This is a genomic window from Bradyrhizobium sp. S3.7.6 (assembly GCF_054061875.1).
This window is the reverse complement of record NZ_JBSSEQ010000001.1, coordinates 4,564,221-4,578,951: the sequence shown is the minus strand read 5'-3', so window position 1 is coordinate 4,578,951 and position 14,731 is coordinate 4,564,221. Positions and strand designations below refer to the sequence as shown.

Annotated in this window: 15 protein-coding genes and 1 pseudogene; 12 read left to right on the top strand and 4 right to left on the bottom strand. The window is 58.8% G+C overall.

Translation table 11 applies throughout. From position 1 onward, the window contains the following. Window positions 1–336: 336 nt before the first annotated feature. Window positions 337–576 (top strand): hypothetical protein, encoded by a 240-nt coding sequence (locus ACVJ5M_RS22140; protein WP_028152628.1) that lies wholly within the window; start codon window positions 337–339, stop codon window positions 574–576. Window positions 577–698: 122 nt separating this feature from the next. Here the strand turns inward: ACVJ5M_RS22140 and ACVJ5M_RS22135 are convergent, their stop codons facing one another. Beyond that, window positions 699–1,673 (bottom strand): alpha/beta fold hydrolase, encoded by a 975-nt coding sequence (locus ACVJ5M_RS22135; RefSeq protein WP_075019329.1) that lies wholly within the window; start codon window positions 1,671–1,673, stop codon window positions 699–701. 164 nt (window positions 1,674–1,837) lie between these two features. On the opposite strand from ACVJ5M_RS22135, the gene ACVJ5M_RS22130 reads away from it, so the two are divergent. The 4 genes from ACVJ5M_RS22130 (at window position 1,838) to ACVJ5M_RS22115 (ending at window position 5,854) form a co-directional block, all read left to right on the top strand. Further along, window positions 1,838–2,422: a TetR/AcrR family transcriptional regulator gene (locus ACVJ5M_RS22130; protein ID WP_223154007.1), complete on the top strand. Its 585-nt coding sequence runs from the start codon at window positions 1,838–1,840 to the stop codon at window positions 2,420–2,422. 155 nt (window positions 2,423–2,577) lie between these two features. Further along, the gene (locus tag ACVJ5M_RS22125; protein WP_063986328.1) at window positions 2,578–2,790 is read left to right on the top strand and encodes a hypothetical protein; all 213 of its coding nucleotides are present in this window, start codon (window positions 2,578–2,580) and stop codon (window positions 2,788–2,790) included. Between the two features lie 1,570 nt (window positions 2,791–4,360). Beyond that, complete coding sequence (locus ACVJ5M_RS22120; RefSeq protein WP_038953071.1) at window positions 4,361–5,602, top strand: tyrosine-type recombinase/integrase; 1,242 nt, start codon at window positions 4,361–4,363, stop codon at window positions 5,600–5,602. A 66-nt stretch (window positions 5,603–5,668) separates the two neighbouring features. After that, window positions 5,669–5,854 (top strand): hypothetical protein, encoded by a 186-nt coding sequence (locus tag ACVJ5M_RS22115; RefSeq protein WP_028152632.1) that lies wholly within the window; start codon window positions 5,669–5,671, stop codon window positions 5,852–5,854. A 98-nt stretch (window positions 5,855–5,952) separates the two neighbouring features. Here the strand turns inward: ACVJ5M_RS22115 and ACVJ5M_RS22110 are convergent, their stop codons facing one another. Together ACVJ5M_RS22110 and ACVJ5M_RS22105 are read right to left on the bottom strand one after the other, a co-directional pair. Then, on the bottom strand, window positions 5,953–6,114 hold the full coding sequence (locus ACVJ5M_RS22110; protein ID WP_157790218.1) for a hypothetical protein: 162 nt from the start codon (window positions 6,112–6,114) through the stop codon (window positions 5,953–5,955). 375 nt (window positions 6,115–6,489) lie between these two features. Then, entirely contained in the window at window positions 6,490–6,738 is a 249-nt protein-coding gene (locus ACVJ5M_RS22105; RefSeq protein WP_456679388.1) for a hypothetical protein, read from the bottom strand. Window positions 6,739–8,090: 1,352 nt separating this feature from the next. On the opposite strand from ACVJ5M_RS22105, the gene ACVJ5M_RS22100 reads away from it, so the two are divergent. The 3 genes from ACVJ5M_RS22100 to ACVJ5M_RS22090 all read left to right on the top strand — a co-directional run bounded on the left by ACVJ5M_RS22100 (window position 8,091) and on the right by ACVJ5M_RS22090 (window position 9,506). Continuing rightward, window positions 8,091–8,282, top strand: a complete 192-nt coding sequence (locus tag ACVJ5M_RS22100; RefSeq protein ID WP_354098895.1) for a hypothetical protein — start codon at window positions 8,091–8,093, stop codon at window positions 8,280–8,282. A gap of 650 nt (window positions 8,283–8,932) precedes the next feature. Next, window positions 8,933–9,265 (top strand): hypothetical protein, encoded by a 333-nt coding sequence (locus ACVJ5M_RS22095; protein WP_354077578.1) that lies wholly within the window; start codon window positions 8,933–8,935, stop codon window positions 9,263–9,265. 4 nt (window positions 9,266–9,269) lie between these two features. Next, window positions 9,270–9,506: a hypothetical protein gene (locus tag ACVJ5M_RS22090; RefSeq protein ID WP_354077576.1), complete on the top strand. Its 237-nt coding sequence runs from the start codon at window positions 9,270–9,272 to the stop codon at window positions 9,504–9,506. Here ACVJ5M_RS22090 and ACVJ5M_RS22085 read toward each other — a convergent pair. Continuing rightward, the gene (locus ACVJ5M_RS22085) at window positions 9,496–9,735 is read right to left on the bottom strand and encodes a hypothetical protein (protein WP_354098894.1); all 240 of its coding nucleotides are present in this window, start codon (window positions 9,733–9,735) and stop codon (window positions 9,496–9,498) included. The genes ACVJ5M_RS22090 and ACVJ5M_RS22085 overlap by 11 nt on opposite strands. A 125-nt stretch (window positions 9,736–9,860) precedes the next feature. On the opposite strand from ACVJ5M_RS22085, the gene ACVJ5M_RS22080 reads away from it, so the two are divergent. The 4 genes and pseudogenes from ACVJ5M_RS22080 to ACVJ5M_RS22065 all read left to right on the top strand — a co-directional run bounded on the left by ACVJ5M_RS22080 (window position 9,861) and on the right by ACVJ5M_RS22065 (window position 13,930). Continuing rightward, window positions 9,861–10,223: a hypothetical protein gene (locus ACVJ5M_RS22080; protein ID WP_354077572.1), complete on the top strand. Its 363-nt coding sequence runs from the start codon at window positions 9,861–9,863 to the stop codon at window positions 10,221–10,223. Between the two features lie 127 nt (window positions 10,224–10,350). Further along, the gene (locus tag ACVJ5M_RS22075) at window positions 10,351–12,711 is read left to right on the top strand and encodes a DUF4238 domain-containing protein (protein WP_354100738.1); all 2,361 of its coding nucleotides are present in this window, start codon (window positions 10,351–10,353) and stop codon (window positions 12,709–12,711) included. A 32-nt stretch (window positions 12,712–12,743) separates the two neighbouring features. Further along, window positions 12,744–12,896: pseudogene (locus ACVJ5M_RS22070) on the top strand (transposase); the annotation flags it as partial. Further along, on the top strand, window positions 12,863–13,930 hold the full coding sequence (locus tag ACVJ5M_RS22065; protein WP_231142186.1) for an IS3 family transposase: 1,068 nt from the start codon (window positions 12,863–12,865) through the stop codon (window positions 13,928–13,930). The pseudogene ACVJ5M_RS22070 and the gene ACVJ5M_RS22065, both read left to right, overlap by 34 nt. Window positions 13,931–14,731 lie beyond the last annotated feature (801 nt).

Here is a 14,731-nt window from a genome sequence, read left to right as displayed (position 1 = left end):
CCCTCGCGTTTCCTTTGGTCCTGTGGCGGTCCCGCTCTCTTGACGAGTATCCGTCCGCTTTCGAGCCTATCGGCTGCGCAGGCCTTGTGAAGGGGCGGTTCACGCGGCGCTGCCCCCACAATCGCTCATTCCTGCGATCCTTCCTCGCCCTTTTCCTTGGGGATTCCCCGTATTTGCCCGGCTTCGGTTTAGGGGCAATTTTTTTACAATCCGAATCACCAAATGGAGGTGGACGCTGGGTCGAGTCGGCCAGGTCAGCGTGTTGTTTGTGTCACAGGCTCTGGCACTCCGCTTGCATCCTCTTCGTGGTCTGAAACTACCGATGAGGTGACAGGAATGTTCGTGACCGTGGTTGCCGTGCTCTGCCGGCTGAGCGCAGCCAGCTCAGGCAGTTGCATCGAGGAAATCGTGACCGACAGCAACATGACGCCCGAGATGTCGATGATGCAGTGCGCGATCGGCGCACAGGCCCCGCTTGCCAAATGGATGGGCGAGCATCCGATCTATCACGCCAATTGGCGCCTCGAGCGCTACAAATGCGTGCCGGGTCACTACGAGATCAAGGGCCACGCCTAAGGCCCCGCAAGACTACGGATGAGGAAACGCCCCGGAGGTAGCCTGGTCTCTCCGCGCGGGCACCGCTAGCGCCAGACCCCATTGCGGCGGCGCGCCCCTGTGACGACGATCACGCCTTCCCTTTAAGCCACTGCACGCAGAATGATCGCACGCGCCTGTCGCCCTTCCGGCGTCGGCATCAGCGCGAAATTGTGCGGCTGGTCACGGAGCAGATGCAGCTCGACCGGCACGCCCGCCGCCCTCGCGCGCTCCGCGAGATCGACGCTATCGGGATAGAGCAGATCGCGCGTGCCCGAGAAGATTGTCATCGGCGCGAGCGAACGGAAGGCGCCGTTGAGCGGGCTGACGAAGGGATGGCCGACATCGAGCTCGCCGGCATAGAGCCGCCCCGCCTCAATGATCCCCGGAATGTCCTGGATCGGATCGCGGCCTGCGATCTCGACCTGCTCCGGACGGCTGACCGATGCATCGGCCGCCGGCGAGATCAGCATCAGCCGGCCCGGCTGCCGATGCCCGCGGTCGCGCAGCCACTGGCAGGCAGCGAGCGCCAGTCCCGCGCCGGCGGAATTGCCGACCACCGTGACCTTTGCGGGCCCGACATCCTCCAGCAGCATCCGCAACAGTTCGGCCGTCGCCGGCACGAGATCCTTGGCGGTGGCATGCGGCGCAAGCGGATAGATCGGCACGACGCAGACGACGCGCGCCTTGCGCGTCATCTGGCCGACGAAGCGCCAATGCGCCGGCACGATCTCGTTGATGAAGCCACCGCCGTGCAGGAACATGACGTGGTTGCAGCCCTCATGGCCCGATGATGGCGCCGTGTAATAGACCGGCCATCCGCCCATCTTGGTCAACGTCACCTCGACGCCGCGGCCCAAACCCGTCGGCTCGTAGGAGGCCGGCTGCAATGCGAGTTTCTGCACATGCGCCTGCACGGCCTCGGCCGAGGCAAGGTGCTTCTTGAACGGAAGCTGCCGCAACAGCGCGTTGAAGCAACGACTCTGCAGGCTCGGCGCGGGATCGCCGGATGGCCGCATCCTCAACAGCCGGCCGCCCGGACAGAACTGGAAGGCCGATGCGATCTTTGCAACGCTCATGTCAGGTCTCCTCCAGACCGGGCTCTCTGTATGGGCGACGAAAAGGCTTGTGTCGACCGCCGCCACATGCGGATATAATGCGAGCATTCGCTCGCTTTTCCTACTCGCATTCGGATCGCAGGCCCATGGCGCGCAAACCGCCGACAAAACCCCGGAAAAATGCCTTGCAAGCGCGATCGCGCGCCACCGTCGACGCGCTGGTCGAGGCAACCGCTCGCATTCTGGTCCGCGAAGGCTTTGAGAAAGCCAGCACCAACCGGATCGCCGAAATCGCCGGCGTCAGCGTCGGCTCGCTCTATCAGTATTTTCCCAGCAAGGAGGCGCTCGTCGCCGCCGTGATCGACCGTCACAACGAGGAGATCATGGGCATCGTCCGTGCCGCCCTCACCGAGGTCGCCGACCTGCCGATCGACAAAGCCGTGCGCCGCCTCGTCACCGTCGCGATCGAAGCCCACCGTATCGATCCCAAACTACATCGGGTGCTTGCCGAGCAGATCCCGCGCACCGGCCAGCTCAAGGACGTCGAAGCCTTCAACCGCGAGGTCCACACCCTCGTGCGCGCCTATCTCGAAAGCCGCCGCAAGGAGATGCGCAAGATCGACCCGGGACTGGCGACCTTCATCTGCGTCAGTGCGATCGAGGCGGTCGCGCACAACACGGTGCTGAACCAGGCCGAGATGCTCTCGGAGAAGATGGTGCGGACGCTGGTGGACGAGACAACGCGGATGGTGGTGGGATATTTGAGGTAGTTTGCGAAAACGTCGCCTCATGCCCGCTCTACGCGGGAGAGCGGGCATCCTGCTAAGCAGCTGATTTATCTGCGGGCTGCATTGAGCCGAGCCCATGGCCATGAGTTTTCCATTTTTGATGGCGATCAATTCAGCTTTCCTATTGAGGACAAAACATGCCCAAGAAAAATTGCCTGATAGTCCATGCCGCCGGAAGACAGCTCGACCTACTGCGCGGAGAGGCTTCCCGCATTGCGAAGGCGAACAAGGTCGACTGGTGGATCGATCGTGCCGACGTCGGCACACTTTTTTGCTTTGAAGACGCAAATGCTACAGATGCCTTCGCTCGCACCTGCGACAACTTCGGAGTCCGATGCCAAGACGGCTAGCTCAAAAACCCCGCCGACTTTGTGAGCCGGCGGGAGTTGAGTGAATACCTACGAAAACCGGCCCATCGCCAAACGCGCGTCGGACGGTGGGGCCGTTCCGGGTGGATGGCGAGACCTTGAGGAGGTCCAGATTCGCCACAGACCGATTTTTCAATCTCTCCCTTGGAGAGTCGTTCCTCAGACGCCGCGATGCCAATATTTTTGTGATCTGGCGCAAAAGGAAGGCCCCAGCCAATGGGGAAGACCGGGGCCTTCACAGGCCTTGCGATGGATCACACGCAAGACCGATCGCAGGATAGCTACAGGAGCGCTCGTTCCTCCTGCGGAACCAATCTCGACCCAAGTTGGCTGCAACTCCAGATGAGTCGCGAGAGCCAGCATTCCAGCAGCCAAATCGGGGCTAGAGTGTGTCCGAAGTTGAACTAGACGCGGGCGAAACCAACGTGCTGAAGCCGCGATCCAACTCGAGTGTTTCGCAAATCATCGTTTCTTCGTAGGCCGAACCCGCGGCGAACGACTAGGGCGCGTGGGTGAAGATATCCACTCGTCGATTTCGTCTGGCTCTACTCGCCACGAAGGCGAGACGCCATCGGCTGTCCGGGCTGTGACACGGTATCGGCGCTTACGGAGCTTGGCTGCCAAATTCTTCGCGCCATCTTCGTCTCGACATTCAATAGAAAAATTACCGTAACAAACAACCCAGCGCTTTCGACTTACTTTTCGTTTGGATCGCGCTGAACGCTCCATCTAAGGGACCCCGTGAGTCCCCAAGCCCGTCCCAGTATCAAGACTCCATTCTTACCAAACCGTTTAAACCTGTCCGCGACCTCGCCAAGGGCAGCGGACTACCTACCCATCCTAGCAACCCCCGACGCAAGACATGAGGTCTGGTGAACTTCATCAGCAAGATGTCATTCAATCACCTCGTCTGCGCGGCTCAGAACGGACGTTGGAAGCACCAGGCCGAGCGCCTTCGCAACCGGGAGGTTGACTACCGTGAAACTCGCGCGGCGCGGACGCTACTTGCTTGCCGCCAGGACAGGTTACACATCATAGCGCGGGGAGAAGACAACTCCGCTCCGGACGTCGCGCCTCCCAAGTCCCTGCGACGCAATGCATTGAAGCAGCTGTCGTGAATATTCCCCCGTCCCACAGGCTGGCATGGTGACATCATGCTCCTGTTTTGCCCGACGCGTCAAACCACTTCGGAAAAACATAGTTCGCCAATGGGTTCGCTACTGTGCATGGGGTTGTTTTCGACATTTTAATTTTCCGCCCCCAGAAGCAGCCGCCCGCAACCGGTCGTCGCGCATGCATCACGCAGCGGGAGCAGGCTCCACGCCGACGGTCAATCCACCGATGAGTTGGAAAAAATGGTCGGAGCGAGAGGATTTGAACCTCCGACCCCTAGTCTCCCAGTTATAAACGACCTGATTTATAGCCATTCCTGACGTTGGATGGCGCGCAACAAATGGCTGTAAATCAAACGTAATCCAACCAATGACCACTTGCCTTTTCCGAGCCAATAGCCAGACTGCTGGCTACATACTGGCTATAAATTTGGTGGGGCATGGCAACGATCAGGATTTCGACCGATAGCGTAGCGGCGCTCATGAAGTCTGCGGTTCCCAACAAGACGACCTACTATTTCGACGACGATCTTGCGGGCTTCGGTCTCTACCGCACCACCACGGGCACCGGCACCTACTTCGCCGAATTCCGCCCCGTAGCCGGCGGCAGCAAGAAGCGATTGAAGTTGGGCCGGGTCGGCACCCTGAAGGCCAATGAGGCCCGCGAGGCGGCCCGCAAGGCGATCGCGAACGCCGCATTGGGGAAAGACCTTGCCCAAAATCGGAGCGACGAGCGGGCCAGCCTAACGGTTGAGGAATTGGTCTCGAAATACATCGAGGAATACGTCGCCGAGCACAAAAAAGCGTCCACCGCGGGCCTTTACCGCATGCTCCTAAAGAAGCACGTCAAGCCTCGGATGGGCTCGACTAAGGCAGTGGTGCTGACCCGAGTTGATGTACAACGCGCGCACTCTCTAATGACGCGCGAAGCCCGCATATCCGCTAACCGGGCAATCAAGCTGGTGTCTGCGGCGTACGGTTGGGGATCGCGGCATGGCCACGTGCCGGAAGGTACGAACCCTGCCTCCGGCGCGAAGCTGAACGAAGAGGAAGGCCGCGAGCGCTATTTAACGACCGCCGAGCTACTGGCGATTGGCAACGCCATGATAGAGGCGGAGACCGTTGGCCTGCCTGTTGAGGCCGGTGACGCCAAGCACGCGCCTGTCGGGCAGCTTGTGAAAATGTCGCCCTACGCCACCGCCGCAATCCGGATTCTTATGCTGACCGGCGCGCGCTTGCGGGAGATCCTGCACTTGCGCTGGGACGAAGCTGATCTGGATCGCGGTGTGTTGCGGTTGCCCGACTCGAAGACTGGCAGAAAGACGATCTATCTACCGGCTGCGGCAATCGACATCATCAAGGGCCTGACCAAGCTGGGTGCTTTCGTCATCGCTGGAGAATCGGCCGGTACCAAGAATGAGAAACCGCGCGCGGACCTGAAGCGCCCATGGGCAGCCATTTGCAAGCGGGCTGGCGTGACCGGTGTCAGGATCCACGATCTGCGGCACAGTTTTGCCAGCGTCGGGATCGGTGACCAGATGGGCCTCCCGGTGATCGGCACCCTGCTCGGTCACGCCGATCCGAGTACGACAAACCGATACGCTCACCTGGCCGACGAGGCAGCCCGCCGCGCGGTTGAGGCCATCGGCGGTAAGATCGCCGCTGCGCTGAGTGGAAAATAGCCCGAGGAACCTAAACCAGCCCGCAAGATTTGATTCCTGCCGGGCTGGAACTGCACGGAGAACCCCATGCGAAAAATCCGCCGCCGCTTCGAACAAATTCAATCTGCTGAAGAACGTCTGGTTGAGCAAGCCGCGGAACTGCGGGAGCGGGCTAAGGCGATGCCTCCGGGGGTCGAGAAAGATGCCCTTCTCCGGCGCGCCCGTCAGGCTGAGACTGGCACTCACGTCAGCGAAAGGTCGCTGGGGTTGTAGTTGTCGACGGCGCTGGAGCCCGGCCGAACGGAAAAACGAGGCCAGGGAGGCGGTGCTTCCGGCTAGCGTTAGACGAGCTACGGTGGTGCGGAGCGACGTTACTCGTCGATCTCGCGGAGCTTGCGTTCTAGACGGTCCATCTCGGCGCGCAGGCGTTCGGCTTGCTCTAAATCCCAGCCAACTCGCCGCAATTTTTGGCGACACTCCAGAATCTTCATCGCGAGTTCTACGCGCTCGTTCTGGTGGGGCACGGTGGGCATTTCCGATGGTCCTTTCTATTAGGATCATCGAAGGCCCGATTAGTTCAACGGGGCTACTCTCGCTCAACAGGCCAATCGGCCATGCTGCGGTTTCTTATCTGCGCAAGTAGAAACGAGTAGCGAGCTGTGGAATTAGGGGTGGATGGCGGAGCCGTTCGGCAACAGTTTTACTGTCGTTGAGGTAGCCTCGGACGACGCAAAAACTGAGATAGGGATTGCGTTGGCTAAGCCGAGCCAGGCGCCGACCCTGGTACTCGCCGCCGTTCCAGAAGGCTGGACTGCAGCTGTTTTAGATGTCCCGATCACCGCAGAGCAGCAGGGAATGTTTGAAGAGCTTAACCTTCAGCCTGGTGATGTCCAGAGGTTGCAGGGCGCCTACGTAGGCGTACGCCGCTCGCTTTCAGCGCTGTTCGCTGCCCTCAGAAGCTCTTCGATATAGGCGGCGATGTCGCCAATCGCAGCCCGCAAGTCGGCCTCCGGAATGCCCTGCCCCTTGGCAGCCTCGATGAGACGTCGCGAGAGTTCCGGCACATCCTGCGACGCGCCCGCAGTATGGTCCTGTTCGACAGCATGTATGCTGTTCTCTACCCAGAAATCGATAAACTCGCGGGCCCCGTCTGACATGTGACGTCCCCTGCTGGGACACGCTTAGCGCGCCCTTCTCAAAAGGGACAATCGAAATCACGGTTCCCGTGTGAGTAAATGAAAGGCTCCTGGGAAAGCGGTAGCCCGCCTCAACCTGCGCTGCGGCATGCTGCGCGCTCGGCTCGCGCTCGCGCGATTATAGCGCGACCGGCTCTCCCACCTACAGACAGGCCCGCCGCAGGCGAAAGTCGTAGGAACGAGCCCTCATCGCATTGCATTGATTTGTCGCCCTACTCGAACATGGAGATGTGAATGCGAAAAATTGCACTAGCAGCATTGGCTGCCGGCGCGATCTCCGTCGCCGCTGTCGCTCCCGCCGAAGCCCACTGGCGTGGCGGTTGGCACGGCGGTGGCTGGGGTCCAGGACTTGGCTTTGGTCTCGCCGCTGGAGCACTCGCCTTTGGCGCCGCAGCTGCGGCCTCTCCCTACTACTATGGTCCCGCTTACGGCCCGCGGTATGGTTACTATGGCCCGGGTTATTACCGACCCCGCGTTTATTACAGGCCATACGCTCGGGGCGGATACTATGGTCCTCGGTACTATGGCGGATGGGGACGTCCAATTTACGCCGGCTGGTAACTCAAAAACAGAAGCATGCGCCCCACCCTTGCGGGGTGAGGCGCTACGGCGGCATGCCTCCGCACGGAACCTTTCTTAAAGTCCGATTTTAAGGAGTTTCAGGGAGGTATCCCAGGAGGAGTATCGCAGATGCCCGAGTCACATCGGCGGTGGAGTGAAGAAGATATCTCCGAGCTCAAGAGCCTGGCGGGGAAGATGCCAGTTGGCCAGATTGCCGCTAAACTGGGCCGGAGCGAAGGTGCTGTCATGGTGGAAGCTTCGAAGTTGAAGCTCTCGCTTCGCGTTCATCGAACGCAACACCCGCAAACCGCCTCGGCTTAGCTTTTCAGCTCAGCCGCCGGTTAATGCGCGTTGCAGCGGGAACGCCCCACCCTCGCGGGTGAGGCGCTACGGCGGCGCGGTCAACGGCCCTACTGGCGCGCGCCAAGCAGAATCACCTCATCATCCGAAGTTCGCTTCGCCCACGCAGCGCGTGCGTGTTCTCGCCGGAGCGAACCGTCCCGATCGTGGCTCGCGGCCCACGTGTTTAGGCTGTCTGTGGATGCCCCCTTGAGAAGGACGTGAAGACCGCCCTTGTGAACAACGGGGTCGCAGCCCTTAGCTCTTAGCCCGGAATAAAGGTCTTCGCAAAGAAAGGTCTGGATGGGTCGATTTTGATGGTGGCGCCGCCGCTAAGATTAGTCATTGGTATTATTTCCCTACCCCCGTCCCGCGAGCATTCAGAGGACATGATTTCGTGGCATCATGATTCCATGAAGAAAACAACCAATGATCGCACGCTTCCACAGAAGCGGCCTGCTGTGACCGGGGCCCCGGTTATGGTCCGTATCCAGCCCGACATGGCCAAGGAATTAGACGACTGGCGCCGTCGCCAAGAGGATCTGCCCGGCCGGCCAGAGGCCATCCGCCGGCTGGTGGAGATCGGACTGAAGGCCAAGAAATAGATGCCAGCGCGTGCCAGTCATCTGCCGACCAGCTCGGAGCGAGATGCATTGCAAAAACTACGCGCGGGTCGCGAGCTGACACTGAGAGCCCTTGAGCCCACCGGTCAGCGCACCATCGCAAACATGCTGTCGAAGAGCTGGATTGAACGTGGGAGCACGGCAGGAGCGTACCGGATCACGCCAGCAGGCCTCGCTGCCCTGCGCGTCAAGATACCCTAGCGCCGAGAGCTGATTCGCATTTCGCCGTCAAAGGCAGAGGAACCATCCTGCGGGCCAGAGATTTCTCTCTTGCTTCAGGTTTCCCCGGCCTGAGGCGCCTTAACAGCGGCCTCCGCGTTGCCCCCGCGGGGGCCGTTCTGCATGCGAGGTACCATGGACGAGAGCTTGAGGGTGATGCTTGCGATCGGCGCGACAATGGCCGTCGCCGCTGGGGCGTTCTTTGCCATCCGTTTTATCGTGGGGTTTTACGGCTAGACGTTGCACGTTAGGGCGTTACCCGTATTTTTCCCAAGGTTGATCTCGCAACGTGGCACTTTCGCATCCCACCCGGCTCCCTATAGTTATCGCGTCAGCGGCGGCCGATTCCGGGACCGATCATCAAAATGAACTGTTCAATTACCAGAACCAATAGCGTCAAGTTGTCGAAGCCCATGCCCTTCGTTAACCGCGTTCCGCTGATTGCCGCAGCTATGTTTGTAGCGCTTACGGGCTCCGCGCACTCGAAAGCTAGTGTCTTCGATAAGAAGGACGTGAAGGGATGGATTGTTCTCGGGCAAGCGTGGGACACTGAAGCCGACTGCTTCGCTACAAAGAGCTTCGGTGATGGCACCGTAGTCAGCTTGTCTATGAATCCGGGTGATCCGAACGGAAAAATCACGTTCAAGGCCAACAGGTCTACAAAAGACGCCGAAATCCCGATGGACGAAATCAAGAAGGCCCTCGGGGCGTGTAAGTGGCGGTACGAAAGTTTGTATAACGAGTAACAAAATGGGCAGGCACAAGCCGCTTTCCGCCGACGAACCAATCACAATCGACCTGCTTGAACGGTGCCTCGACCGGTTGGCCTATGAAATGCGCCGCGCGCCACAAGGCGGTGAAGTCTATCTGCCGCACTTCGAGCGCCTTGAATCAGACCTAGCCGCCGCTAAAGCGAAGGAGGATATGTTGGAACGAGCGCGCGTTAGGGCTGCGCGCTATATGTGGGAGCACTCCATTAAGAAGTAGCCACTACGAACCCGACTCTCACGCGGGGTTTCGCCGCGTTTTCAGCGGCTACAGCTAAGGCCCGAGACAACTCAAGCGCCTGATCCGCCGTCGCCTGGAAATGACTGCCGACAACACTCGCGATGGCAACGGTGATTTCGTCGTCGATTTGCTCAACGCAGATCGCCGCAGACTCGTCGATTTCGATCCGCGCAATTTGGCCCGCCCAATTATCCCGCTCATTCGCCATCACGGCAATCCATGCTTCCGGCGAAAGTCTATCGGAGATACCGTCTCAGGTCACGGTCGACCAAAATCCTAGTTGCCCAACCCCGTACTGACGCCGTAAAGTTGCGGTGGGTCTGGGGGATTTCAATGAAGATATTTTTCTCAACGCTCGCGCTGCTTGCGGTGTGCGCCAATTCAGCCAATGCAGCCGACTGCAAATCTATCGCCGATCCACAGGCGCGCTTGGCGTGCTTTGACCGGCCTGTGGCGCAGAAGCCCCATAGCGTTAAAAACGTTGTCGCGGCCCCTGAATTCACCGCAGCAAAAGGCGTCATAGAGCGCAAACTAAAAGACCCCATGTCCGCACAGTGGGCCGATCTCTTCAAGGTAAAGACCAAAGAGGGTGAGTTCGTTTGCGGGGCAGTGAATTCCAAAAACAGCTATGGGGCTATGTCGGTTCGCGAGGTTTCATTTTTGACGTGCGATTCAACACGGCGACCATCATGCTGAGTGGCGCGTCAGACCCCGATTATTCCGGTGAGGATGCGGCGCGCTATTGCCTCTATTGCCTTCCCGATCCTCGCTCAGAGCAGAGCGTTGCTCCTTACTGCGCGAGCCTGATCAAGTCTTATGTTCGATGATTCCCAGCGCAGCTAAAACACGAAACAATCACTATGTCCCGCAATGGCACCAAGAAGGGTTCTTCGAGGAGAGGCGAAACGTTCTCGCTTACCTCGATTTGACACCAGACGAAACGGTGCTGGCAGACGGCCGCACAATTACCTTCAATGCTTTTGAACATCGGCCGACTTCGCTCGCCTTCATGCAGCGCGATCTTTACTCGACGTTCTTCGGAACGTCAGTCAATGACGAGATTGAGCGAAAGATGTTTGGCGACATTGATCGCAAGGGCTCTCAGGCAATTCGAGCTTTCCAAGGCAATGAAATAAGCGAGTGGCATCGTCACTTTCAAACTCTCTTCGAATACATAGACATCCAGAAGGTGCGCACCCCTAAGGGGCTCGATTGGCTACGCCGGCATTACCCGAAGCCGTCTCAAAACGAACTTATGCTAGAGATGCAAGGGATCCGCGCGCTTCATTGCACAATCTGGACCGAAGGCGTTCGAGAGATTGTGTCTGCTGAAGATAGCGATGTAAAATTCATCCTCAGCGACCACCCTGTGACGGTATACAACTATGCTTGTCCGCCGGACGCGCTGCTGTGCACCTATCCCGACGACCCCAGTATTGCTTTGAAGGCTTCCCAGACCATTTTCCCCCTATCGAGAAACTATTGCTTGATACTGACCAATCTCGAATACGCGCAGAACGCCTCAACTGACCCGCTTGAAAAGCGGACGTTCGCCAAGAATTTCAGGAATTCGATGGTGCGCACAGACGCATTTATTCGCGCGCGCAAACTTCGCTCCTTCGAAGTGCTGAGAGTGAATCGCGTTATCAAAGCTAGAGCGAAACGCTACGTCGCGGCTGGACGAAAAGAGTGGCTGTTCCCGGAAAGCCAAAGCGCAGAGCCGTGGGAGGCGATCGCACAAACATTGCTGCCGCCCAAAGACGAGCTTTGGCACTTCGGCGGAGAGATGTTTGCAAAATTTTCCGACGGCCGGGTCTATTACCAAGACCAATTCGGTCGAACCGAAAAACAGCGTGACTTTCTGTTCAAGGACTTATCAGCTCCACAAAGCTCAAAGCATCCTTGCGGCTGCGGCTCTGGCAAGCCCTTTGGCGCGTGCTGCGAAAAGAAGCCACCATTCTTGCGCCCCTCTTGGAAAGAACTCAGCATACGCGAACGAAACATCCGGCTCTACATTGTCATCACCAAGATTCTCGATTTGGAAAATGCCAAGGATTGGACCCAAGTGCGCCGCGGTATCACGGACGACAAGATCCGAGACGTCTATTTTTTGTATCAAGCCCTCTGGCCGTTAGAAACGGACCTTGTCGGCCTTTTACCTAAGCCAGACGGCGAACCACGATCTATTTTCACCGGCCTCATTCATCCGACGACGATCGCGCCGATGGCTTTGACCGGCGCATTGTATTTCGGAACTGTCTTAATGCAGCACCCGTTCCAACATGCTGGGACGGTAAAACCAAAGTTTAGCCCGGTCGACAATCCAAGCGCCTACCGCCAGGAGTTTCTCAAAGACATTTTGATCTTCGTCACGCTCTTCCCACTAATCGATCTCGGCTACATCAACCTTTTTCCAGACCCTTGCATCTTCGACGCTCACTTGCGGCGTCAGATGATGGATATGGCCGAAATGCGAAATGCGCAAAATCCGCTCTACGATCGTAACGAGCAGGAGCGGCTCGAGAAGCTGGCGGAGGAAGACACCAAACGGATGATCCTGTCATTTCCCGATCAGGTTTTGCGCCGGCAACTGCTGCGCTTTAAGCCTGACATGAAGGAGCCACTTCTTGAAAGCGTGATCGATCATATCCAGCGCTCAAAAGAAAGCGACCCGCTGGCGATACTGCAAGCCGCTGATGCTACAAGTCAGGGGCAAACCGCGGGCTTGCTCAATCTAATGAAAATGACGCCGAATTTTGAGATAACGATTTATCTCGCCCAACTGACGGGGTCGAGCATTTTTACCGACAGCGCGTATCGATGGCGCGAGATCAGAGGCGCTATTGCCAGCAAGGAAGCGCGCCTCGCTAAGCTTTCATCCAACTTCAAAAGCACCACGTTCCAGATGCCAACAACGGTAGTCGATGCCGTAAATTTGATAGATGAAGGAGCTACCGCGACCTATCCGGCCCTGATGGCTGATATCTTCAAATATCTACTCAGAGCGAACAATAGCGGCATGCCAAAGCCCAACGTGGAAGATCGCCTCGCTGCGCGGTTTTCGCGATTGCATTCGACCGCACAAACATCGCTTGGGAAAAAAATGAAATGGCCGATCGCTTCGCAGATCACCAGCGCGTTTCCGTCAGGCGGTGACCTGCCCCTGCCGATTTCCTCCAGTTGAAGTTAGAGTCCGGCCTTCTGAAGGACGGACAGATGAAGCGAGCCAGGTTTACGGAAGAGCAGATTATTGGCGTGCTGCGTGAGCATGAGGCGGGTGCGAAGGCTGCCGATTTGGCGCGGAAGCATGGCGTCTCTGAAGCGACGCTGTACAATTGGAAGGCGAAGTTCGGCGGTCTGGACGTCTCCGATGCCAAGCGGTTGCGGCAACTCGAGGACGAGAACGCCAAGCTGAAGAAGCTGCTGGCCGAGCAGATGCTGGATGCTGCAGCGCTACGCGAGCTTTTGTCAAAAAAATGGTAGGGCCCGTCGCCAAGCGCGAAGCCGTCGCGCACCTGCAGGCCGTCATGGGTCTGGCGGAGCGGCGGGCCTGCGGCATCGTCGGCGCTGACCGCAAGATGGTTCGGTACCGATCGTGCCGACCGCCGGACACCGAACTACGCGGCCACTTGCGCGAGCTTGCTAATGCCCGTCGGCGGTTCGGCTACCGCCGGCTGTTCGTGCTGCTTCGCCAGCAGGGCGAGCCGTCCGGGCGGAACCGGATCTACCGTCTGTATCGAGAGGAAGGCCTCAGCGTGCGCAAGCGCCGGGCCCGCCGCCGCGCCGTGGGCACCCGAGCGCCGATACTGGTCGAGGCTCGGCCGAACGCCCGGTGGTCGCTGGATTTTGTCCACGACCAGTTCGCCAGCGGCCGTCGCTTCCGGGTCCTGAATATCGTCGATGACGTGACCCGGGAATGTCTGGCGGCCATCCCCGACACCTCGATCCAGGGGCGGCGGGTGGCACGCGAACTGACGGCGCTGATCAATCAGCGCGGCAAGCCGGGCATGATCGTCTCCGACAACGGCACCGAGTTCACCTGCAATGCCATGCTGGCCTGGTCGGAGGAGAACAAGATCGACTGGCACTTCATTGCGCCGGGCAAGCCGATGCAGAACGGCTTCTGTGAAAGCTTCAACGGCCGGATGCGGGACGAGCTTCTCAACGAAACCTTGTTCTTCGGCCTCGATCACGCCCGCGCCAAGATTGCGGATTGGGTCGGCGACTACAACGGCCAACGCCCGCATTCCTCGCTCGGCTATCTGACCCCTGCGGCCTATGCCGCCTACCTCACCGCAACGTGCGATCGGCTGCGCAACCCCGACCAGCTCCGCCGATCGCACGTTGCTCACACCGCGCCAAACGGCGTAACATCCGCCGAGACTCTAACCGCTACTGGGTGAAACTTCAGGGGCAGGTCAGCGGCATACAACATAACAACGTTAATCGTCTTCTGCTGATGTCTAGCTCCGAGCACCATCTCTCTAGCGTTCCGATGGCTTTCCTAATTTCCCGACAGGATTGACCAACTTTGCGCGTCGCCCTCCTCGCCCTCACCGCTTGTCGCGGCCTCACCGGCCTTCCCGCTCTATCCTCAGGCCAGGTGTGCACCGCGCGTTGCGTCACACCATCCCGCGTGACGGTCGTACCTTCCGTGTGCTAGACCGCGCCATCAACACTGAAGGAGCGCGTCTTGGCTAAGAAGAAATAGAAAGCTGTTCGTCGCGAGTGGACCGCTGCAGATATCAAGGACCTGAAGGCGCACTCCAAGGCGCGGACGCCTGTGGTCAAAATAGCCAAGATGACCAAGCGAACCGAGGGCGCGCTCCGCCAGAAGGCTCTCGTATTGGGTTTCGGCCTGGGCCATCAGCGGTAGTTTACTCTACTGTTCAAGCTTAATTTCAGGCTTCGATTGCGCCGCTCGCCTTTGCAGTTACGCTGTCATGGCCGGATGAGTTGCCCTGTCCGGCTTCAGCCTAGCGAAGTCGGCGCGCCATCATACTGGGTGCGTCGGATTCGTTTTTCCCAAAGGAGATCAGCCGGTGTGGCCCTACGGAATCGCGGCGCTATGCGTTGCGCTCGTGATCGTCGGAGCTTTCGCACTCATTTTTCTCAGCTTCGATTTTCCGGACGAGCCTAAGGCCTGAGTTTAGCAGTGAGGCGCGTTGAAATGATCGTTGGGCAATGAATTTCCTCACGCGGGT